Annotated in this window: 23 protein-coding genes and 1 riboswitch; of the genes, 7 read left to right on the forward strand and 16 right to left on the reverse strand. The window is 70.3% G+C overall.

Features of this window, described 5'->3' with window-relative positions; all coding sequences use genetic code 11:
• Positions 1–114 precede the first annotated feature (114 nt).
• From L3i22_RS05775 to L3i22_RS05790, 4 genes are read right to left on the reverse strand one after another with little or no spacing between them, the layout of a single operon-like run.
• On the reverse strand, positions 115–258 hold the full coding sequence (locus L3i22_RS05775; RefSeq protein ID WP_014688232.1) for a GPGG-motif small membrane protein: 144 nt from the start codon (positions 256–258) through the stop codon (positions 115–117).
• Positions 259–305: 47 nt separating this feature from the next.
• Positions 306–1,058 (reverse strand): metallophosphoesterase, encoded by a 753-nt coding sequence (locus L3i22_RS05780; RefSeq protein WP_221325956.1) that lies wholly within the window; start codon positions 1,056–1,058, stop codon positions 306–308.
• Positions 1,055–1,303, reverse strand: a complete 249-nt coding sequence (locus tag L3i22_RS05785) for a hypothetical protein (protein ID WP_221325957.1) — start codon at positions 1,301–1,303, stop codon at positions 1,055–1,057. Before L3i22_RS05785 ends, L3i22_RS05780 begins: the two co-directional genes overlap by 4 nt.
• A complete protein-coding gene (locus L3i22_RS05790) occupies positions 1,300–1,881 on the reverse strand; it encodes a nucleotidyltransferase (RefSeq protein ID WP_221325958.1) in 582 nt (193 codons plus the stop codon). Before L3i22_RS05790 ends, L3i22_RS05785 begins: the two co-directional genes overlap by 4 nt.
• A gap of 140 nt (positions 1,882–2,021) precedes the next feature.
• Between L3i22_RS05790 and L3i22_RS05795 the strand changes: the two genes are divergently transcribed.
• A complete protein-coding gene (locus tag L3i22_RS05795) occupies positions 2,022–2,741 on the forward strand; it encodes a thymidylate kinase (protein ID WP_221325959.1) in 720 nt (239 codons plus the stop codon).
• Between the two features lie 14 nt (positions 2,742–2,755).
• On the opposite strand, the gene L3i22_RS05800 is transcribed toward L3i22_RS05795, so the two are convergent.
• Positions 2,756–3,439 (reverse strand): SDR family NAD(P)-dependent oxidoreductase, encoded by a 684-nt coding sequence (locus L3i22_RS05800; RefSeq protein WP_221325960.1) that lies wholly within the window; start codon positions 3,437–3,439, stop codon positions 2,756–2,758.
• 544 nt (positions 3,440–3,983) lie between these two features.
• Here L3i22_RS05800 and L3i22_RS05805 point away from each other — a divergent pair.
• Positions 3,984–4,985 (forward strand): RNA polymerase sigma factor RpoD/SigA, encoded by a 1,002-nt coding sequence (locus L3i22_RS05805; RefSeq protein WP_221325961.1) that lies wholly within the window; start codon positions 3,984–3,986, stop codon positions 4,983–4,985.
• 81 nt (positions 4,986–5,066) lie between these two features.
• On the opposite strand, the gene L3i22_RS05810 is transcribed toward L3i22_RS05805, so the two are convergent.
• The 3 genes from L3i22_RS05810 to L3i22_RS05820 all read right to left on the reverse strand — a co-directional run bounded on the left by L3i22_RS05810 (position 5,067) and on the right by L3i22_RS05820 (position 7,150).
• Complete coding sequence (locus L3i22_RS05810; protein ID WP_255657983.1) at positions 5,067–6,041, reverse strand: NlpC/P60 family protein; 975 nt, start codon at positions 6,039–6,041, stop codon at positions 5,067–5,069.
• A 14-nt stretch (positions 6,042–6,055) separates the two neighbouring features.
• A riboswitch (cyclic di-AMP (ydaO/yuaA leader) is annotated at positions 6,056–6,187 on the reverse strand.
• 198 nt (positions 6,188–6,385) lie between these two features.
• Positions 6,386–6,709 (reverse strand): DUF3817 domain-containing protein, encoded by a 324-nt coding sequence (locus L3i22_RS05815; RefSeq protein ID WP_221325962.1) that lies wholly within the window; start codon positions 6,707–6,709, stop codon positions 6,386–6,388.
• Between the two features lie 15 nt (positions 6,710–6,724).
• Complete coding sequence (locus L3i22_RS05820; RefSeq protein ID WP_221325963.1) at positions 6,725–7,150, reverse strand: hypothetical protein; 426 nt, start codon at positions 7,148–7,150, stop codon at positions 6,725–6,727.
• 81 nt (positions 7,151–7,231) lie between these two features.
• Between L3i22_RS05820 and L3i22_RS05825 the strand changes: the two genes are divergently transcribed.
• Together L3i22_RS05825 and L3i22_RS05830 are read left to right on the forward strand one after the other, a co-directional pair.
• Entirely contained in the window at positions 7,232–7,747 is a 516-nt protein-coding gene (locus tag L3i22_RS05825) for a DUF1360 domain-containing protein (protein ID WP_221325964.1), read from the forward strand.
• 315 nt (positions 7,748–8,062) lie between these two features.
• On the forward strand, positions 8,063–8,902 hold the full coding sequence (locus L3i22_RS05830; RefSeq protein ID WP_221325965.1) for a GAF and ANTAR domain-containing protein: 840 nt from the start codon (positions 8,063–8,065) through the stop codon (positions 8,900–8,902).
• A gap of 239 nt (positions 8,903–9,141) precedes the next feature.
• Here the strand turns inward: L3i22_RS05830 and L3i22_RS05835 are convergent, their stop codons facing one another.
• Both L3i22_RS05835 and L3i22_RS05840 read right to left on the reverse strand, forming a co-directional pair.
• Positions 9,142–9,780: a hypothetical protein gene (locus L3i22_RS05835; RefSeq protein WP_221325966.1), complete on the reverse strand. Its 639-nt coding sequence runs from the start codon at positions 9,778–9,780 to the stop codon at positions 9,142–9,144.
• Positions 9,781–9,811: 31 nt separating this feature from the next.
• On the reverse strand, positions 9,812–9,988 hold the full coding sequence (locus tag L3i22_RS05840; RefSeq protein ID WP_221325967.1) for a hypothetical protein: 177 nt from the start codon (positions 9,986–9,988) through the stop codon (positions 9,812–9,814).
• Positions 9,989–10,043: 55 nt separating this feature from the next.
• Here L3i22_RS05840 and L3i22_RS05845 point away from each other — a divergent pair, with 55 nt between their 5' ends.
• The gene (locus tag L3i22_RS05845; protein ID WP_221325968.1) at positions 10,044–10,913 is read left to right on the forward strand and encodes a HEAT repeat domain-containing protein; all 870 of its coding nucleotides are present in this window, start codon (positions 10,044–10,046) and stop codon (positions 10,911–10,913) included.
• Between the two features lie 6 nt (positions 10,914–10,919).
• On the opposite strand, the gene L3i22_RS05850 is transcribed toward L3i22_RS05845, so the two are convergent.
• The 5 genes from L3i22_RS05850 to L3i22_RS05870 form a co-directional block, all read right to left on the reverse strand.
• On the reverse strand, positions 10,920–11,231 hold the full coding sequence (locus L3i22_RS05850) for an antibiotic biosynthesis monooxygenase (protein ID WP_221325969.1): 312 nt from the start codon (positions 11,229–11,231) through the stop codon (positions 10,920–10,922).
• A gap of 209 nt (positions 11,232–11,440) precedes the next feature.
• Positions 11,441–13,105: an MDR family MFS transporter gene (locus L3i22_RS05855; RefSeq protein WP_221325970.1), complete on the reverse strand. Its 1,665-nt coding sequence runs from the start codon at positions 13,103–13,105 to the stop codon at positions 11,441–11,443.
• Complete coding sequence (locus tag L3i22_RS05860; protein ID WP_221325971.1) at positions 13,102–13,590, reverse strand: MarR family winged helix-turn-helix transcriptional regulator; 489 nt, start codon at positions 13,588–13,590, stop codon at positions 13,102–13,104. The genes L3i22_RS05855 and L3i22_RS05860 overlap by 4 nt, the downstream gene beginning before the upstream one ends.
• Before the next feature lie 77 nt (positions 13,591–13,667).
• Positions 13,668–14,267: a methyltransferase gene (locus L3i22_RS05865; protein ID WP_221325972.1), complete on the reverse strand. Its 600-nt coding sequence runs from the start codon at positions 14,265–14,267 to the stop codon at positions 13,668–13,670.
• A gap of 78 nt (positions 14,268–14,345) precedes the next feature.
• Entirely contained in the window at positions 14,346–14,825 is a 480-nt protein-coding gene (locus tag L3i22_RS05870; protein ID WP_221325973.1) for a hypothetical protein, read from the reverse strand.
• Positions 14,826–15,037: 212 nt separating this feature from the next.
• Between L3i22_RS05870 and L3i22_RS05875 the strand changes: the two genes are divergently transcribed.
• Both L3i22_RS05875 and L3i22_RS05880 read left to right on the forward strand, forming a co-directional pair.
• A complete protein-coding gene (locus L3i22_RS05875) occupies positions 15,038–15,697 on the forward strand; it encodes a response regulator transcription factor (RefSeq protein ID WP_221325974.1) in 660 nt (219 codons plus the stop codon).
• A 162-nt stretch (positions 15,698–15,859) separates the two neighbouring features.
• Positions 15,860–17,326 carry a hypothetical protein gene (locus L3i22_RS05880; RefSeq protein ID WP_221325975.1) on the forward strand — a complete coding sequence of 489 codons (1,467 nt, stop codon included), beginning with the start codon at positions 15,860–15,862 and terminating at the stop codon, positions 17,324–17,326.
• A 51-nt stretch (positions 17,327–17,377) separates the two neighbouring features.
• On the opposite strand, the gene serA is transcribed toward L3i22_RS05880, so the two are convergent.
• Entirely contained in the window at positions 17,378–18,607 is a 1,230-nt protein-coding gene (serA, locus tag L3i22_RS05885) for a phosphoglycerate dehydrogenase (protein ID WP_370644385.1), read from the reverse strand.
• Positions 18,608–18,911: the final 304 nt, after the last annotated feature.

Raw genomic sequence — 18,911 nt, forward strand, 5'->3', positions numbered from 1 at the left:
TGATTCATCGCACGTGCGGTGCGTCGGCGCACCAAAGAGAACCGGGACCGTTCCAGATTTCGGAACGGTCCCGGGTGCGGTTCTGAGGTGGGGTAGGGGGTGTGGGGCTGCCGATCAGGTGAAGATGCTGACGCCACCGGGGCCCACGAGCAGGCCGACGATGATCAGCACGACGCCCCAGAGAATCTGCCGCCGGAAGAGCGCGAGGATACCGGCGACCACGAGGATAACGGCGAGAATCCAGAGCAGTAGGTCCATGTCAGTGCTGGTACCCGGTGTCCAAAAATCGGAAACCTGGTCCTGGATCACACCTTCGCAAGTTCTTTGTCCGCCGTGTCCACAGCGTCGCTGAGCAGCTGATACACGTTGTACGCCTGCTTGATAACCGGGTGCGCGACGTTGCGGACCGGCACCCCACCGGGCGTCCGGCCGCGTTCCGAGCCGTGGTGCGCGTGCCCGTGCAGGGCCAGCGCGGTCGGTGCGTCGTCGATCGCCTGGCCGAGCTGATAGCAGCCGAGGAACGCGAAGATCTCCAGCGGCTCGCCGGCCAGGGTCTCCGGGACGGGCGCGTAGTGGGTCAGCGCCACCAGGGCGTCCACCTCGACCGAGCGCAGCGCGTCGCGCAGGGCGCCGGCGTACCGCTCGGCGGTGCCGACGAAGTCCTTCATCTCGCGCTCGCCGAAGTTGCTCGCGCAGGCGCCCTTGAAGCCGCCGCCGAACCCCTTCGTCCCGGCGATGCCGAGCCGGTGCCCGTGCAGCTCCAGCACGGTCGCGCTGCCCTCCAGCACGGTGATCCCGGCGTCGGTGAGCACCTGCGTCACGTCGTCCTGCCGGTCGCTCTGGTGGTCGTGGTTGCCGAGCACCACCACGACCGGCACGCCCAGCCCGCCGAACTCGGTGGCGAAGCACTTGGCCTCGTCCACCGTGCCGTGCCGGGTCAGGTCGCCGGCGATCAGCAGCGCGTCGGCCCGCTCCGGCAGCTCCTCGAGGGCCGGCCGGTACCGGCCCACCACGTCCTTGTCCACGTGGACGTCGCCCACGGCGGCGATCCGGATCATGAAATCTCCTCCACCTCGGCCGGCGCCTGGGTCCGGGTGATCCCGATGTCGCAGGCGATCTCCAGGTCCGGGTAGCGCGCGGTGATCTGCCGGCAGATCTCGTCCCGGCGCTGCGCGCTCTCCACCTCGCCGCTGAGCACCAGCACGTTCTCCCGGCGCTGCACGGTCACGCCCTGCTCGGCGATCCGGTCGTGCTCGGTCAGCAGCCGCTGGATCTCGGCCTCCAGGTCGATCTGTTTCGTCATCTCGAGCCCTCACCCTCGTCGGACGGCAGTGCCACCACGTCGAGCCGGTCCAGCAGAACCAGGAACGCCTCGGCGTACGGTGATTTCGCGGTCTCGCGTCGCACCCGCTCCCAGTCGATCTGCTCGCGCAGCGACCGGGCGACGGGCAGCCCGTGGGCGAAATCGCAGTGATGCTGGCTGAAGGCGAGCAGCTTGTGGATCATGAGCTGGGTGGCCGACAGCACCGGCATGTAGATCGCCTCGACCGAGATCCGCTCGGTGTCGGCCAGCGTCTCGTCGGTGACCGGCGTCTCCACCGGCCGGAAGATCAGATCGACCATCCGGCCTTCCTCGAAGACCTTGACCAGCCAGTCCTCCGGCGGTTCCTCGGTCTCGAAGCCCACGGCGGCCAGCTCCCGCAGCGCGTGTTCCTTGTCCTGCTCGCGGATCAGAAAGTCCACGTCGTGATCGCTGGAGTGCCCGCCATGGGCGTAAACGGCAAAACTGCCGCCCAGCGCGAAAGGGATCTCCGCCGTCTTCAGAGCCGCGGCGACACGTTTCATCGTGCCGGCCAGCCCCTCGTCGACGCGGTGCGGCATGGTGGCCTCCTGTTCCCTGTCCAGTTGATGACGACTACCCCGGGTAGCCGCACCTTGAACCCCTGACGATCATTCTGGCCCGTTCTGCCCGCCTGACGAGGAGGAACACAGCGTGCGGGACCCGGCTACCGTCGGTTGGTATGTCCTCCCCCGAGCACCGCACCATCGCCCTGGTCGGCATCGACGGCTCCGGCAAGACCACGCAGGCCCGGCTGCTCGCGGCCACGCTGGCGGGTGCGGGCCGCCCGGCGGCGTACCGGCAGAACGCCGGCGGCCGGGCCTGGTTCGGCCGGCTGGCCACCCGATTCGGCCGCCGGGACGCCGAGGACCTGCTCGGCCGCCGGACCATGCTGCTGGCCGAGTCGTTGCTGCGCTGGCTGGCCATCGCCCGGACGCTGCTGCGGCGCGCGGTCCGCCGGGAGGTCGCGGTCATGGATCGCTTCGCGTACTGCCAGTACGCGAGTCTGCGCGCGCACGGAGCCGCCCCGGCCGCCGAGCGCCGCGCCCGCCTCGCCTACCGCCTGTTTCCGCGCCCGGACGTCACCTTCTTCATGGCGGTCGATCCGGCCGTGGCCCAGGAGCGCATCCTCCGCCGCGGCACCGACACCGAGTCGCTGGCCTATCTGACCGCCGCCGACCGCGCCTATCGCGCCCTGCCGGAGTTCGCCGATTTCGTCGTCATCGACGCGAACCGCTCACCCGAGGAGATTCAAGACCAGATCAAATTCCGGCTTTCCCGTACGGCGGAGCAGGCACAGCCGGCGCAGCGTCGGGTCCGGGTGCGGACGCTCGTGCTGGCCGGCGTGCCGGTGGTCGCCGGAGCCGCGGTGCTCGGCTGGCAGCTGGCCGAATCGCTCTGAGTCAGCTGTGGATCTCAGGCCTCGCCGTAGACCGGGATCCGGGCGCCGCTGGTCGGGGCCGAGGCGTCCGAGGCGAGGAACAGGATGGTCTGCGCGATCGCGTCCGGGCTCACCCAGCGGCTGTGGTCGGCGTTCGCCATCGAGACCCGGTTGGCCGGGGTGTCGATCACGCTGGGCAGCACCGTGTTGCAGCGCACGTGCTGCTTCTTGTACTCGACCGCGACGGTCTCGGCGAACGCCAGCACCGCCGCCTTCGACGCGACGTAGCCGGCCGCGCCGGGGAACGGCGCCACCGCGGCCCGGGACGAGACGCAGACCACCGCGCCGCCCCCGGCCGCGACCAGGTGCGGGAGCGCCGCCGCGGTGGTCAGGTAGGTGGGCCGCAGGTTGGCGGTGAACATCGCCTCGAACTCCTCGACCGGGGTGTCCGCGATCAGGCCGCTGCCGCCGTACCCCCCGACCAGATTGACCACCGCCTTGAGCGGCGCGTCGGGATCGGCGGAAGCCGCCGCGGCAGCGGCGGCGGCGCCGGCCGGGTCGGTCAGATCGGCCGGCACGGCGACGGCGCCGGTGGGCAGCCGGTCGACGGAACCGGGACGGGCCGGGGCCACCACGCGCCACCCGGCGGCCAGGAACGCCGCGATGGTGGCGGCGCCGAGCGCGCCGGTGCCGCCCGTCACAAGAGCTGTGTTGGTCATGGCAATGATCCGAACAGGTCGTCACCCGCTCGTGGGTGTGGTTTTCCTCACTTCACTGTGCCGCACCTGGCGTCCGAGGGAATGTCACGCCATCGGGGAGCGTCACCCTTGCGGGCGAGTGAGATGTGGTGTGGCGTGGCGCATTGTGGCCGATGGTCCCCTCGGCAGGACCGGCCGGGCGGGGTGCGATCTATTTGATGTTCGCGTTTGTTTCAGGCCCGGCGGACGACGGTCGATGCTGCACGTGAACCCCACGGGCGGAAAACCCGTAATTCAGGGTGACGAGCGTCGCGGCGCCCAGGTGATGCCCGTCGCTGTGGACGAGAAGAGGCCGATGGTGTTATGAGGCGCGGTACGGGTATCCGTCTATCCGCAGGACGGTCGCCGAGGGATCTCACTCAGCTACCGCGCACTGGGCTCTCAGGTAAGACCCAGGCATTCGTGACACTTTCGATCAGCCAGCCGGAATCAGCGCAGGCAGCTATTTGTTACCTAGATGTCAGCACCGCAATGCACGAGCTGCGGACGTTACGGGAGAGGGCTGATGGACGCAGGTAATGCCCGTAACAGGGTAAGTGACGGCAATGAGGGGACCGTGGGCAACGTGGAGAAGAGCACCGTGATGCGTACCGACCAGGTCGCCGAGGAGCGCGACCTCGTCGGAGTCTACCTGCACGAAATCTCCCGGACGCCGCTGTTGGACGCCGCGCGAGAGGTCGAGCTCTCCAAGTCGATCGAGGCGGGCCTCTATGCCGAGCACCTGCTCGAGCAGGGCGAGGCGCGCCGCGGCATCAGCCGGGAAGAGCTCGAGCGGATCGTCGCCGAGGGCAGCAAGGCAAAAGACCTGTTCATCCGCGCCAACCTCCGTCTGGTCGTCTCCATCGCCCGTCGCTACGTGCGCTCCGGCATGCCGATGCTCGACCTGATCCAGGAGGGCAACACCGGCCTGGTCCGCGCGGTCGAGAAGTTCGACTACGAGCGCGGCTACAAGTTCTCGACGTACGCGACGTGGTGGGTCCGCCAGGCGATCAGCCGCGCCATCGCCCAGCAGGAGCGCACCGTGCGACTGCCGGTGCACCTGGTCGAGGACGTCAACCGGATGCGCAACGTCACCCGCCAGCTCGTTCGTGAGCTGGGTGGCGACCCGGAGCCGGAGCAGATCGCGGCGGCCCTGGGCGTGACCGTGGAGCGGGTCAACGAGCTCACCCGCTGGGCTCAGGACACCGTCTCCCTGGACACTCCGGTCGGCGACGACGGCGACACCAACCTCGGTGACCTGGTCGCCGACAGCGACGCGCCGTCGCCCGAGGAGATCGTGCTGAGCGCACTGGAGCGCCAGCGCATCGAGGGCCTGCTGAACCACCTGGACGACCGCTCGGCCGGCATCATGCGGGCGCGGTACGGCCTGGAGGACGGCCGGGAGCACTCGCTGACCGAGGTGGCCTCGCGCTTCTCGCTCAGCCGGGAGCGGATCCGTCAGCTGGAGATCCAGGCGCTCGGCCGGCTGCGTGAGCTGGCCCGGGCCGAGGGCCTGCAGGCCGCCTGACCGACCGTCTGACAACGAAAAAGAAGGCCGGCACCCCGCGAGGGGCACCGGCCTTCTTGCTGTTCCAGGGGTGTCGCGAGGTCAGGCCATCCGGCCGTAGCCCACGATGGTCATGATGTTGACCGAACGGCGGGACACGTCCGCGCCGGCGTGCGGCGCGTCGATGATCATGCCGCTACCGACGTAGAGCGCCACGTGCCCGCTGTAGAACACCAGGTCACCTGCCGCCGGTGTGAACTCGCTGTTCGAGGCCTTGAAGTAGGCCACCCCGCTGGCGGTCCGCTGACCGGTCGAGCTGTGCGGCAGCGAATGGCCCGCGGCGGCCCAGGCGGCCATGGTCAGGCCGGAGCAGTCGTAGGAACCGGGACCGGCGTCGCCGAACCCGTACGGCTTGCCGATCTGCTTGTACGCGAAGGTGACCGCCGCACCCGCGTCGCCGGAGACCTTGGGGATCGCCCCGGTCCACGAACCGGTGCTCTCGGTCGGGCTGCCGTAGACCTCCGTACGCATGTCGTACAGCTTCTCGAGGTCTTTCTTGTACTTGGTCTTCTGCGCGCTCAGCTCTTTGGTCTGCACGGCCTGCTTGCTCTGCTGAGCCTTAAGGGCCGCCTGCCGATCGGCGAAGGTCTGGGAGGTCTGCGCGAAGTTGTCGATGTCCGCCTGGTTCGACCGGCTGAGCTGCTCGAGATAGCTCATCCGGTCCAGGAGATCGCTCTGGTTGCTGCTGAGCATGATCTCCGCCGGACCGACCCGCCCCGTCATGTACGACGAGGTGGCGATCTGCTGCAGCCGCACGGTGGCCGCGTTCTTCGCCTGCTCGGCCGGCTTCAGCGAAGCGTTCAGCTTCACGATGTCGGCCGCGGTCTTCTTCTGGGCGATGGTGCTCTGGTTGTAGTCCTCGGTGATGTCCTCGAGCTTCTGCTGAGCAGTCTCGATCTGCTTCTTCAGCTCGGCCTTGGACGGGGCCGCGTGTGCGGCCGTAGCTCCCGACGTGGTGATCGCCAGCGCGGTCAGCGCGACCACCAGCGCCCGGAGCCTGATTCGGGGGTGTGGCACTGGTCAGGGGCCTTTCTTCCGCTTCTGGCCGCCTACCGGGTTAGCTGACGGGCTCGGGCTCGGAAGAGCGCCCTACCGCGCGTCGCGCGGATTCGCCCCGGGATAGTGGTTCCCCGGCTCGGCGAGCGACGCGGCCCGGGGGTTGGGCCGGCGCCGCCCAGGATTCGGCGGCGTTGGCCGGCGCCACCGGAGGATTTGTGGCTGCTGACCGAACCAACCGCATCAACTTATCGGGGTAGAAAACAAAATCAAGTCCTTGGCGGGTGAATTTTGCCAATAGTCGTGATTGTGAACTTAATCCCGATAACCGGCTGTTATTCGGCCCGCGCTGTGCGTTATTTCATCTATTCGTTCAGGGCCGGCTCGAGCGCCGTATTCGCCACCCAACTGCGAGTGACCTTTCGTTCCGCCCAGAACGAGAAGAACGGGATGGTGCCGGCCAGCATCACCAGGACCATCCGGCCGAACGGCCACCGGGCGCGCCGGGACAGGTCGAAGGTGAGGAGCAGATAGATCATGTAGAGGAAGCCGTGCAGCGGTCCGATCACCGCGACCACCGTGTCGTTGTCGCCGATGTACTTCAGCGGCATGCCGACCAGCACGAGAACGACCAGGAACACGCCGACGATCCAGGCGATGATCCGGTAACGGGTGAGGGCGCCCTGCACGGTGGGGGTCTCCTTCTAGCTTGTGGCGGTGCGGTAGTCGGCGGGGCGGGCTCCGGGGTGCTCGGCCAGCCAGGCCAGGTAGTCGTTGTAGGCGTCCAACTCCGGGTCGGTGGCGGCGGCCTCGGCCGGGCGCACGGCGACCCGGACCGGGCGGCCCAGGGTGATCGGGGCGCCGGGCTCGCGCGCCGGGGCCACGACGGGCTCCTCGGCGGGCTCGGCGGGGGCCGGTGCGGGCCCGCGGCGGAACAGCTGGATCTCGCGGATCCAGATGAACACCACGAAGCCGGCGAAGACCGGCCACTCGAACATGTAGCCCCAGCTGAGCGAGTTGCCCCCGGTCGCCCGGCTGAACTGCCACCAGCCCAGCCCCAGGCAGCCCGCGGTCAGCACCAGCGCCAGGAGATGCCGGGCGATCCATGCCGGCGTCCACAGCCCTCTCATGCCCACGAGACTACCGGCGGGTTTGCTGATCGCCCGCAGGGGCAAGCGTCAACACACCGGACATCGAAGGGACCCCCACCCATGACCAGCTTGCCGCAGAAGGCCGCCGAGGTGGCCCGGGCCTACGCACCGCACGAGCACCGGCCGCTGGGCGGGTACCTGGCCGCCATGGGCGCGTTCGGCGCGCTCGCGGCGAGCCTGGCCGCCGCCGCCAGACTCACCGGCCGCCCGGTCCCGGAGCGCCCTGCCCTCGCCGACGTGGCGCTGCTGTCGCTCGCCACCCACAAGCTCAGCCGGTTGATCGCCAAGGACTCGGTGACCAGCCCGCTGCGGGCGCCGTTCACCCGCTACACCGAGCCGGCCGGGGCCGCCGAGCTCAACGAGGAGGTCCGGGACTCCGGCAGCAGCCTCAAGCACGGCATCGGCGAGCTGATCACCTGCCCGTTCTGCCTGGCCCTCTGGGTGGCCACCGGGCTGACCGGCGGGCTGGTGCTGGCGCCGCGGCTGACCCGGCTGGTGGCGACCGTGCTGACCGCCACGGCCGTCTCGGACTTCCTGCAGATGGCCTACTCCGTAGCGAAGGAAAAGGCCGAGTAGTGCGGGTTTGGCTGTGACCCAGGTCACAATCACTCCTGGAATCATGAGCGGGTGCCGAAGGTTATCAACGGATGCCGGTGTGCCCAGTGTCCCCGGGCCTCACCTATCGCCTGCACGGAATACCAGTTCGGCTGGAGCCGTGTTGAGCCTCTCGCCGCGAGGCGACCTGCACACCGGCATCTACTTGGTCCGGCCCCCGGGAACTCCCGGGGGCCGGATCTGTTTTCAGGCGCCGACTGGGTTTAAACGGACAAGACCCCCCGATCGGGGCACCGAACCGCGCCGTCTCCGGATCGACATGGCAGTATCCGTCGGGTGTCAGTACCGCAACGTCGCGTACCGGCCGCACAGCGCGGCACCCGGTCCCGCCGGCGCGTCACCCCCGGTGGTGTGACCCCGCCCGGCCCGGCCCGAAGGCTCGTCGCCGCCGGTCGGCCACGGCACTCCGGCGCCGCTCTGCTCGGCCTCCACGGGCCGCACCCGGTCGAGCTGGCCGGGCTGCTGCACGAGGTCAGCGTGCGGTTGCTGACGTCCGACACGGTGACCCAGGCGCTCCACCGCCTCGCCGCGCTCGCGGTCGGCGCGCTGCCCGGCGCGGTCCGCTGCTCGGTCGCGCTGATCACCGAGGGCGGCCCGGTCACCGTCGCCGCCGCCGGCTCCGCGGGGAAGACCTCCGACACCGTGCAGTACGCCGAGGGTGCCGGCCCCGGGCTGGAGTCCGCCCGCACCCGCACCCTGATCACCTCGGCCGACCTGGGCGCCGACGAGCGCTGGCCGGAGCTGACCGAGGCCGCCCGCGCGGACGGCATCGGCGCGGTCTTCGCCGTCCCGCTGGACGTGCGCCGGCACGCGGTCGGCGCGCTCAGCGTGTGCCTGGCCACCCCCGGCGAGATCGGCCCGGACCTGCTGCTCACCGCGATGGCGATGGCCGGGCAGGCCGAGGTGCTGCTCGGCGAGCTGCACCGGCGCGAGGCGCTGACCGAGGGCGCCGCGGTGGACCGTGCGGTCGGCGTGATCATCGCGCAACGCGGCTGCGGCGTGCAGGAGGCCTATCGGATCCTGCACGACTCCGCCCAGCGCCTCGGCCTGGACCGGGTCACGGTCGCCGAACGCCTGGTCGCCGCGGCCGCCCGGGAACGTCAACCGAGTTCGTAGCCGTGGTGACGCACCTGGTCGCTGCGGCGGGCCGGGCATGTCAGCCGAGTGCGTAGCGCCCGGTTGCCGCGGCGACCCATGAGCGTGTAGCGCCTGGTGGTGGCACTGTTCGGGGCTGTGGACCGAGCTCGTCGGTTATCCACACCAGGAGGTTGTCCACAGGCCATCCACATGATCTTGGCTGGCTCCGGGACAATGGTCGTGGGGCCGCCCCCCTTGGGAGGGCGGGGGCTTTTTTTTTAGATGCCGTCGCCGCCGGCGAGTTCGAGGACGATGCTGACCGAGCCGTCGTGGCCCTGGCCGACCGACGTGCACAGTTTGCGGCGGTCGACGAGCAGGCCCAGCCGGTGGCAACCGTCGGCGTGGCGGGACGCGATGTGCCGGCGGACCTCGGCGGCCAGGTCGGCATCGGACTGGCCGGGGCGGCCGGTGACCCGCACGTAGGTGATGCACGTGGCGTTGCCGCAGGCCTCGCGCCCGGTGGGACCCTCCTGGACACCTCGGAGGCCGTCCGGGAGCGGCAGGACGCCGTCGGGTGCGGGCGCCTCGGTCACCCGCTGCTCCACGAGCAGGAGCACCGGGCCGCCGGCGCAGCAGAGGACGGCGTTGAGGGCGGCCAGGACGACGATCGGCCACTTGTTCGGCCGGTGGTCGGCGTGCCGGGTGTACTGCCGGCGGCCCAGGACGATGATCAGAGTGGCGACCGGCAGAGCGGCGGCGATCAGGTCCCACTTCAGGACCGGGACGAGCCGGCTCAGCAGCAGGGCCGCCGCGGCCCAGATGAGCAGGGCCGCGGCCGTACGGTTCCGGATCCGGCCCGGGCGGGACGCGAACGCCCACACCGCCGACGACACCACGAGCACGATCAATTGCGGCACACGGTGATCGTCACCGATCCGGTCAAGGTCGTTACTTGGTGACCTCGTGGATGACCTCGAACTCCAGGAGGCCGGCGCCGGTGGCGACGGGCTTGGCGCGTTCGCCGGAGTGGGCCGCCTTGGCGCTGCTCTGGGACCAGTTCTGGACGGCCTTCTCGGGTTCCCGCCCGCGCCGTAGTAGTTGTGTTCCGTGAGGGCCTTGAGCCATCCGGCCGTCCAGTTTCGGTGCGGCCTCGGCGGCGCGGATGTGACATGGTGACGCGATGATCGACGGTCGGGCCGGGCTGGAAACCGTGCTGCGGCAGATCGCCCGGCCAACGGGTGAGCACAGCGATATCGCGCCGACGGTCACCGCGCTGGTGGCCAGCGGTGACACCAGCCTGGTCCCGGCATTGAACGGGGCGCTCGAAAGATTTCTCGAGGAGGAGAACTCCTACGGTCGTGACGTGATCGCGGAGATCCTGGCGGGAATCGAGTACGAGGCGGCGTTACCCACACTGCTGCGAGCCGCCGCCCGCGATCTCGGAGATGACCAGGACAGCCTGCGCTCGCACATCACTGATCTGCTTGACGGCGACCCGGCGGCCTGCCGGCCCGCGGTGCTCGCGCTCGCCGACGATCGGTCTTCCGCGCTGCGCAAGACCGCGCTGTGGGCGCTCGGGCACGTGGTGGAGATCGAGGATCTTGAGCGGCTGGCGGCGGCCGCTGCGGACGTCGATCCGGAGATCCGGTGCCTGTCGCTTGCCGCGCTCGCCGAGGTGAGCCTTGATGAACGGGTGTTGGCCCTGATTGTTCGAGCCCTTGACGACGCCGATCCGCGGGTGCGGTCGTCAGCGGTCAGGGCACTCGGTTACCGCCGTCGCGTCGACGTGCTGCCACTCCTCGTCGAGCTCGTCACCGATCCGGTGCCCGACGTGCGGGCTCAGGTTGCCGGTGCCCTCGGCAACCTGAGCGGCGACGTCGTGGAGCCGGCGTTGAGGCGGCTTCTCGACGATCCTGATCTGAGTGTGCGCGGGTCTGCCCGCCGGGCGCTCGCGGCGATCGGCCGGCCGGTCCGGTCGCGACCGTCGTGGCGGCTGTTCTTCGAGGGCGTTCGGACGTGGCGGGAGTTCTACCGCTGGCCAACCGTGTAGGTGTCGCTACTCGGCGGGCTTCTCAACGTGCTGGATGACCTCGAATTCGAGGAGCGAAGCGCCGGTGGCGACGGGCTTGGCGCGTTCGCCGGAGTGGGCCGCCTTGGCGCTGCCCTGGGACCAGTTCTGGAAGGCCTCCTCGGACTCCCACTTCGTGTAGACGAAGTACCGGTTGTCGCCGGCGACCGGGCGCAGCAGCTCGAAGGCGAGGAAGCCGGGTTCGTTCTCGACCGCGCCGTGGCGGGCGGCGAACCGCTTCTCCAGCTCGGGGCCGGCGCCCTCGGGAACCTCAATCGCGTTGATCTTCACTACAGCCATGAAGGCAACTCTGCCAGACGGCCGGGCGGGAAGGCCGCACTCCACCCGGCGGGCATTTCGCGTCGCCGACGGGTGACGCGCGCGGGGTGAGCGACACACGCGGGGTGCGTGGCGCGGGCCGGTGAGCGGCGCGGGCGGGCGGGGTGGGTGTACAGAGCGGGGGCACGCACGGCCGGGCGGCCGTCCGTACCCCCGCAATTGTTTTTTGATCAGTGAGCGGGAGTCGCGCTGCCCGCCTCGGCGCCCGCCTGGGCCGCGTCGTCGGCGCGTTGCTGCTGGGCGGAGCGCATGGACAGCGGGATCTCCGGGAGGAAGAAGACCGCGACCAGGCCGACCAGCATGATGAAGAACGCCATCAGGTAGACGACGTGCACGCTGTCCGAGAAGCCGACCTTGAACGGGTGGGCGACCACGTCGGTCAGCTTGTTGATGAACGACGTGTCGCTGAGCCCGCCGCCGCCCTGGGCCTGGGCCAGCAACTGCTGCTGGCCCGGGTCGGAGGCGGCCTGCTGGAACGCCGGGTCCTTGGCGGCGTCGGCGTACGCGTCCTTGATGTTGCCCGGCAGGACGTTGAACAGCACCGACAGGAAGACCGCGGTGCCGAGCGTGCCGCCCATCGAGCGGAAGAACGTGACCGCGCCGGTGGCGACGCCGATCTCGCGCGGGGAGACCGCGTTCTGCACCGCGGTGATCATCGGCTGCATGTTGCCGCCGAGGCCGAGGCCCATCAGCACCATGACCAGCATGGTCCGCCAGAGCGGGGTGTCCGCGCCGATCAGCGAGAACAGGAACAGCGCGATCACCATCAGGGTGCTGCCGATGATCGGGAAGATCCGGTAGCGGCCGGTCCGGGAGATCAGCTGGCCGGCGATGATCGAGCCGGACATGATGCCGACCACGAACGGGATCATCTGCAGGCCGGCCATGGTGGCCGAGGAGCCCTTGACGATCTGCAGGTAGAGCGGCACGGTCATCAGACCGCCGAACATCGCGATGCCCAGGATCGTGCTGGCGCCGGTGCCGACCGCGATCGTCCGGTTGCCGAACAGGCGCAGCGGCAGCAACGCCTCGTCCTTGTAGGCCCGCTCGGCGAGCAGGAAGCCGGCCAGGCCGACCACGCCGATCACGTAGCAGAGGATCGAGCGGCCGGAGTCCCAGCCCCACTCGCGGCCCTGCTCGGCGACGGTCAGCAGTGGCACCAGGCCGACGATCAGGGCGACCGCGCCGGGCCAGTCGATGCGGTGGTTGACCCGGGTGTGCGGCAGGTGCAGCACGCGCGCCACGACGGCCATCGCGGCGACGCCGATCGGCACGTTCAGGTAGAAGACCCAGCGCCAGCCGTCGACCCAGAGGATCTTGTCGGCGCCGGCGAAGAAGCCGCCCAGGATCGGGCCGAGCACGCTCGCGGTGCCGAAGACGGCCAGGAAGAGGCCCTGGTACTTGGCGCGTTCGCGGGGCGGCACGATGTCGCCGATGATCGCCAGCGCCAGCGACATCAGGCCGCCGGCGCCGATGCCCTGGATGGCGCGGAACGCGGCCAGCTCGTACATGTTCTGGGACAGGCCGCAGAGCATCGAGCCGACGATGAAGATGCCGATGGCGAACAGGAAGAACGGCCGCCGGCCGTAGATGTCGGACAGCTTGCCGTAGAGCGGCGTCGAGATCGTCGAGGTGATGAGGAACGCCGTGGTGGCCCAGGCCTGCAGGTTGAAGCCGTTGAGGTCGTCGGCGATGGTCCGGGTCGCCGTGGCCATGATGGTCTGATCGAGGGCGGCGAGGAACATGCCCATCATCAGGCCGCCGAGGATCGTCAGGATCTGGCGGTGGGTGAATTCCGCGGCCGGTTTCTCGACCGCCGGGGTGGGGTGACTCACGCGTTCTCCCGTGGTGGTGCGTCGAGCTCGGTGCGCAGCATCGCCTCGACGGAGACATTGAATTCTTCGAAGAGCTGGGCGAACGTGTCGACCCGCTCGGCCGGCCAGTCGCTCAGTGCCCGCGCCAGCAGTGCGGTGCGGGCCGCGCCCAGGCGTTCGCAGGCGACCTCGCCGGTCTCGGTGACCGCGAGCCGGGAGGCCCGGCCGTCCGCCGGGTCCGCCTCCCGCCGGGCCAGGCCGGCCTTGACCAGTTGGGCGACCTGACGGCTGATCGTCGACGGGTCGGCCTGTTTCAGCTCGGCGAGGTCGGTCACCCGCATCGGGCCCATCGCGCGCAGCGGCAGCAGCAACATCAGCGCGGAGAACTCGGCGCCGAAGTCCCCAGGTTTGAGCATGCCCCGAAAACGCTGTCCCATCCGGATGAACCGGATGATCTCGTCGGACAGCCGCGCGGTGCTCGGACTGACTTCCTGCTGCTCGTGCACGTGATTGCCGTCCTCATGGGCGCGGGGACAATACGTGTAGCGTACAAGTTGTTGCGTGGTGAACGCATACCGACTGGTCAGCGCATGCGCCAGACCCCGGTACGCAGCTCGCCCGTCTCCTCCAGACTCTCCGGCACGGGTACGACATATTCGGTGATCAGGTCGAAGAGCCGTTCCGGGAAGTACCCACGTCCGGGGTCGCCAACCAGCACGGACGCGCCGTTTCGGCGGAACGCGCGCAATTGCGCGGTGATCTGCGGGGCGACCGTCGGGCTGTAATACACGTCACCCGCCAGGACCAGGCCCGGTTCGTCCAGGTGCTGCCGGAGCACGACGTCGTTGGCCGCGGCGTTGCGGTGCGCGGCGGCGACCGCGGCCGGATCGATGTCGGCGGCGGCGACCTCGGCCGCGCCGGCCCGGGCGGCGGCGATCGCGGCGACCCCGGAGCCGGTGGCCAGGTCGAGGACCCGGCGGCCGGCCGCCTCCTCGGGATGATCCAGCAGGTAGCGGGCCAGGGCCTGGCCGCCGGCCCAGACGAAGGCCCAGAACGGCGGCGGCGTGTCGCTGTGGAACTCGCCGCCGGTCAGGTCGAACAGGCCGAGCGGGCCGACCACGAGATGCAGCGAGATCTCCGGGGCCAGGGGCACCGGCTGGAGCGCGAGAGGGGCGTCGAGCACGCGGCGATTCTCCGCCTCGAGGCCGCTTCGCGCTCCCGGTTTAACCCGATTGCTTCGGTACGGCGTTTTGCCGCTTCTTCAGATGGTGCTGGCTTCCGCGGTGGCCAGCTTCGCCCGGTACGTCGCCCGCAGCTCGGCGGCCCACGGGGTGTCCTCGTCCTCCAGCAGCGGCCGGTTGGCCAGGAACGCGGCGGCGGTCAACGGACGGGCGGCCCGCTCCGGCGACCGGCCCTCGGCGGCGGCGATCAACTGGTTGAACGTGGCCACGTCGACCCGGACACGCTCGGTGTCCAGCCGGTAGCTCCCGCTGTCGCCGACGACCACCGAGTCACGGCCGCGGGTGCCCGGCTCGAGACGGTCACGCAGCACCTTGAGGTCGGCCTTCACGGTGGCCGGCGGCTCGCCGATCAGGTCGGACAGCTCCACAAGCGACTGCTCGCCATGCAGCGCCAACAGCGCGAGCAGACGGCGGGGGCGGTCGCCGCCGAGGTCGTCGCCCGCGAGGCGGACGCCACGGGTACGGACCTCGATGCGGCCGAAGAGCTGGATGTCGTACATGATTCAGCATCGTGTCCGCAGCCGCGGTGCGCCAGCAAGCCCCAATGCGGGGGGTGCCCTCGGCCGAAAGACTGGTCAAGGCGACCGCTCGGGTGGCAACCTGGCGTCGCCGTGGCACAACGCTCGCCTGTTGGTAGGGCGGCACGGTGGTGGGTAGTCCTTAGACTGCGCGGGGCCCGACGGCTGGCCGCTGGACAGAGGATGGTGTGCGCATGGGGAACGACGAGGCGATCCGAGTGCTCGTCGTCGATGGTCACCAGACCTTTGCCGAGCTGCTCGGACATGCTCTGGCCGGGCAACCGGACCTGCGCTGGGTCGGCCACGCGCGGACCGGTCAGGAGGCGTTGCACCTCGCTGCCGAGGTGTCACCGGACGTGATCCTGCTCGATCCGGAACTGTCCGATGCCGACGGCATCGCGATCGCTCAGCTGATTCTGGTGCGCCAGCCCGACACACGTGTGGTGATCCTCACGGCGCGGGAGGACCCGATGCTGATCAGCCGGGCCACCACGTTCGGCGCGGCGGGCTTCATCTCCAAGAACGGCGCGCTGGCCGACGTGCTCAACGCGCTGCGGACCGCGCACGGCGGCGGCATGACGGTCTCCACCGACATCATGGCCCGGCTGCTGCGCAGTACCAGCCCGGTCACCGTGACCCGCACCGGCAGCGGGCTGACCGCCCGTGAGGACGAGGTGTTGCAGCTGATGGCGGCCGGTTTGGACGCTCGCGCGGTGGCCCGCCGGCTGGGCATCAGCGTGCACACCTGCCGGGGGTACCAGAAGGCCGTGCTGGCCAAGCTCGGGGCGCACAGTCAGCTCGAGGCGGTGGCCATCGCCACCCGGCGCGGGCTGGTCCGTCCTGACCACCGGTAAATTCGCCGATCACTCTTCGATTCGGCTGATCCGCGGGGGGCTGCTTTCCGTGTTCCTCTGCGGGCGCCACGTGACGGCGTCGCAGGGGAGAGGACATCGGCCGTGGACCGAATCGTCATCGACGGCGTGACACCGGAGCCGTCGTCGTCATCGTCGGGGCCCTTGTCGGGTTCATCCGCATCGTCCTCCCCGTCCGCGTCGTCCCCCTCCTCCGAACTGCCGCAGCGGCGTAAGGGCGGGCGGGACCGGATCTATCGGCAACCGCCGGCCGGGGTCGAGGCGCCGGCCGGTGGCTGGTTCGGCGACGGTGAGGATCCCGACGCGGACCCGCCGCCCTTCACCCCCGCGTCGCCGGCCTCGTCGGCGTCCTACGAGGCGCTGGCCGCTTCCGGCGGATCCGCGTTCGGGTCGCCGGCCGGGGGCTCCTCCGGGTCGCCGGTAGCGTCCTCCCGCGAGTCCGCCTACGAGCCGCCGGCCTCCTCGCCGCCCGAGTACGGGCCCGCGTCGCCCGGCGGTCCGGGGCGCGCCTCGTTCGGGTTCAGTTCCGGGCCGATCAGCGGGAACCGGCCGATCGGCGGGCGCGACGACTCCGGGGCGTTCGTGCGGGACGACTCCGGGGCGTTCCCGGTGCCCGAACCGGACTCGGGCGGGCTGCCGATCGTACGGCGAAATCCGGTGGAAACCGCACCGGCCGCGCCTACCTCGCCCGCCGCCGCGGCCTGGGCGGCGCCGGAGGCGGCCGTCCCGAATCCCGCGTCCGGCGGCTTCCCCTCCTGGGAGGGGACGACCTGGGCGGACACGCTGGACGTCCCGCGGAGCATGCCGGGCCAGCAGCCGCCCGCGCCCGCGGTCCGGACGGCTCCGCCGCGCCGCCGGCACTCCCGGATGGTCACCGCCGGGATGACCGTGCTCGGCACGATCGCGGTGCTGGTGATCGCGGTGACCGGGGTCGTCTACTACTCCGGCCCGGACTCCCGGATCAACCAGATGCTGAACCTCGGCGGCGGCAACCCCACCGCCGACCCGCGCCTGGTCACCGCGCCGATCAACGGCCGGACCCGGGCCGCGTTCGAGATGCTCGCGGCCAGCGACCGGATCCGGGTGTCGGTCGCCGACATCGGCGACGACCTGTTCCGGATCAGCACCCCGGACGGCTCGCCACTGCGGCCCAGCCCCGAGCTGACCGGCGACAACGTGCGCCTGCAGCTCACCCGGGACGGGGCCGGGGCGGACGGCGAGGTGGACGTGGTGCTCGCCGCGCGGGTGCGGTGGACGCTGCGCTTCTCCGGGTACGCCGCGGAACGTGAGGTGAGTCTCGGCGACGGCCGGGTGGACGGGATCGAGCTGGTCGGCGGGACGCGCCGGGCCGTGCTGGCGCTGTCGAAGGCGACCGCGACCGTGCCCGTGAAGATCACCGGCGGCATCGAGGAGCTCACCCTGCGGGCGCCGGCCGGCAGCCCGATCCGGGTCAAGGTCGGTGGCGGGGCGACGACGGTGAACGCCGGCACCCGGACGCTGAAGGACGTGGCGCCCGGCTCGACGCTGACCCCCAAGGACTGGAAGACCTCCGGACGGTACGACGTCGAGACCGCCTCGAAGATCACGCTGCTGAGCGTGGAAGCGGGCTGACCGGCCCGGGCCCTCCCGCGTGGGAAGGCCCGTTCCGGTGGTGCCGCCGGGTCAGGACAGGACGCGCAGGCGGACCGTCTGCTCCATGGCGCGGAGCTGGTCCAGCACCTCGTCGCTGTAGCCCTTGCCGATGTCGGTGATCAGGTAGCCGTACTCCCCGCGGGTGCTCAGGAGCTGGCCCTCGACGTTCACGTTGTTGTCCGCGAGGACCCGGTTGACCTGTGCCAGCACGCCCGGGGTGTTGATGTGCACGTGCACGATCCGGTGCAGGCCGGGCTGCTCGGGCAGGACCACGCCGGGCAGGTTCACGCTCAGCGTGGTGTTGCCGTCGACGAGGAACTTGGCCAGCTTGGTCGCCACGAAGCCGCCGATGTCCGACTGCGCCTCCTCGGTCGACCCGCCGATGTGCGGGGTGAGGATCACGTTCGGCAGGCCGCGCAGCTCGGAGAGGAACTCGTCGCCCCGGCCCTTCGGCTCGGTCGGGAAGACGTCGACCGCGGCGCCGGCCAGGTGGCCGCTCTTCAACGCGTCCCGCAGGGCCAGGTGGTCGACCACGATGCCGCGCGACAGGTTCAGGAACAGGCTGCCCGGACGCATCCGGGCGAACTGCTCGGCGCCGAAGAAGCCGGCGTTGCCCGGCCGGCCGTCGACGTGCAGGGTGACGATGTCGCTGGTCTCCAGCAGCTCGTCCAGGCTGGCGGTGCGGTGCGCGTTGCTCAGCGCCAGCTTGTCGGCGGTGTCGAAGAACGAGACCGACATGCCCAGGTTCTCCGCGAGCACCGACAGCTGGGTGCCGATGTTGCCGTACCCGATGATGCCGAGCCGGCGGCCGCGGATCTCGTGCGCGCCGTCCGCCGACTTGTCCCACACGCCCTGGTGCATCAGCGTGTTCTTCTCGGTGAGCCGGCGGGTCATCGCGATGATCTCGGCGATCGCCAGCTCCACCACCGAACGCGTGTTGGAGAACGGCGCGTTGAACACCGCGACGCCGGTCGCCGAGGCGGTGGCCAGGTCGATCTGGTCGGTGCCGATGCAGAACGCGCCGATCGCCACCAGACTGTCCGCGGCGTCCAGCACCTTCGCGGTGACCTTGGTCTTCGAGCGGATGCCCAGCAGGTGCACCCCGGAGATGCGCTCGATCAGCTCGGCCTCGTCGAGCGCGCTCGGCACGGACTCGACGGAGAAGCCGTCCTCCTCGAGCCGGGACACCGCATCCGGGTGGATGCTCTCCAACAGCAGGACTCGCACCTTGGCCTGGTCGATCATCATCTTCCGTTCCATGTATCGGTAGGCCTCGGGGCCGGTCTCCGGGCCGCCGGGCCTAGGTTCGGACCGCCCGGGCCGCCACACCGAAGCCCAGTTCACGCAGGCGTCAAGGGTAATCCCCTCGGTGGGTGGAGCCGGTGCGATGTGGGTGAGGTCCCAACAGCCGGTCGGCTGCCGGGCCCTCGTGGTCGTGTTTCCGGGGTGTTGCGGGTTCGGGTTGGACTACGGGCGGACGGTATGGGCGGTTCAGGTCCCTCGCTGTGGTGCAACGCCTGACCGGGATCGTGGCAGCGCGTCCGGCCGACGGAAATGGGTTTTC

Source organism: Actinoplanes sp. L3-i22 (assembly GCF_019704555.1).
GTDB lineage: Bacteria > Actinomycetota > Actinomycetes > Mycobacteriales > Micromonosporaceae > Actinoplanes.

Bases quoted from the DNA above. Each gene is read 5' to 3' on its own strand.
- L3i22_RS05825 (WP_221325964.1), top strand. From the start codon at position 7,232: ATGACCAGCTTGCCGCAGAAGGCCGCCGAGGTGGCCCGGGCCTACGCA.
- L3i22_RS05790 (WP_221325958.1), bottom strand. From the start codon at position 1,881: ATGCCGCACCGCGTCGACGAGGGGCTGGCCGGCACGATGAAACGTGTC.
- L3i22_RS05785 (WP_221325957.1), bottom strand. From the start codon at position 1,303: ATGACGAAACAGATCGACCTGGAGGCCGAGATCCAGCGGCTGCTGACC.
- L3i22_RS05840 (WP_221325967.1), bottom strand. From the start codon at position 9,988: ATGGCTCAAGGCCCTCACGGAACACAACTACTACGGCGCGGGCGGGAA.
- L3i22_RS05780 (WP_221325956.1), bottom strand. From the start codon at position 1,058: ATGATCCGGATCGCCGCCGTGGGCGACGTCCACGTGGACAAGGACGTG.
- L3i22_RS05875 (WP_221325974.1), top strand. From the start codon at position 15,038: ATGGGGAACGACGAGGCGATCCGAGTGCTCGTCGTCGATGGTCACCAG.
- L3i22_RS05870 (WP_221325973.1), bottom strand. From the start codon at position 14,825: ATGTACGACATCCAGCTCTTCGGCCGCATCGAGGTCCGTACCCGTGGC.
- serA (WP_370644385.1), bottom strand. From the start codon at position 18,607: ATGGAACGGAAGATGATGATCGACCAGGCCAAGGTGCGAGTCCTGCTG.
- L3i22_RS05845 (WP_221325968.1), top strand. From the start codon at position 10,044: ATGATCGACGGTCGGGCCGGGCTGGAAACCGTGCTGCGGCAGATCGCC.
- L3i22_RS05795 (WP_221325959.1), top strand. From the start codon at position 2,022: ATGTCCTCCCCCGAGCACCGCACCATCGCCCTGGTCGGCATCGACGGC.
- L3i22_RS05775 (WP_014688232.1), bottom strand. From the start codon at position 258: ATGGACCTACTGCTCTGGATTCTCGCCGTTATCCTCGTGGTCGCCGGT.
- L3i22_RS05850 (WP_221325969.1), bottom strand. From the start codon at position 11,231: ATGGCTGTAGTGAAGATCAACGCGATTGAGGTTCCCGAGGGCGCCGGC.
- L3i22_RS05805 (WP_221325961.1), top strand. From the start codon at position 3,984: ATGGACGCAGGTAATGCCCGTAACAGGGTAAGTGACGGCAATGAGGGG.
- L3i22_RS05800 (WP_221325960.1), bottom strand. From the start codon at position 3,439: ATGACCAACACAGCTCTTGTGACGGGCGGCACCGGCGCGCTCGGCGCC.
- L3i22_RS05820 (WP_221325963.1), bottom strand. From the start codon at position 7,150: ATGAGAGGGCTGTGGACGCCGGCATGGATCGCCCGGCATCTCCTGGCG.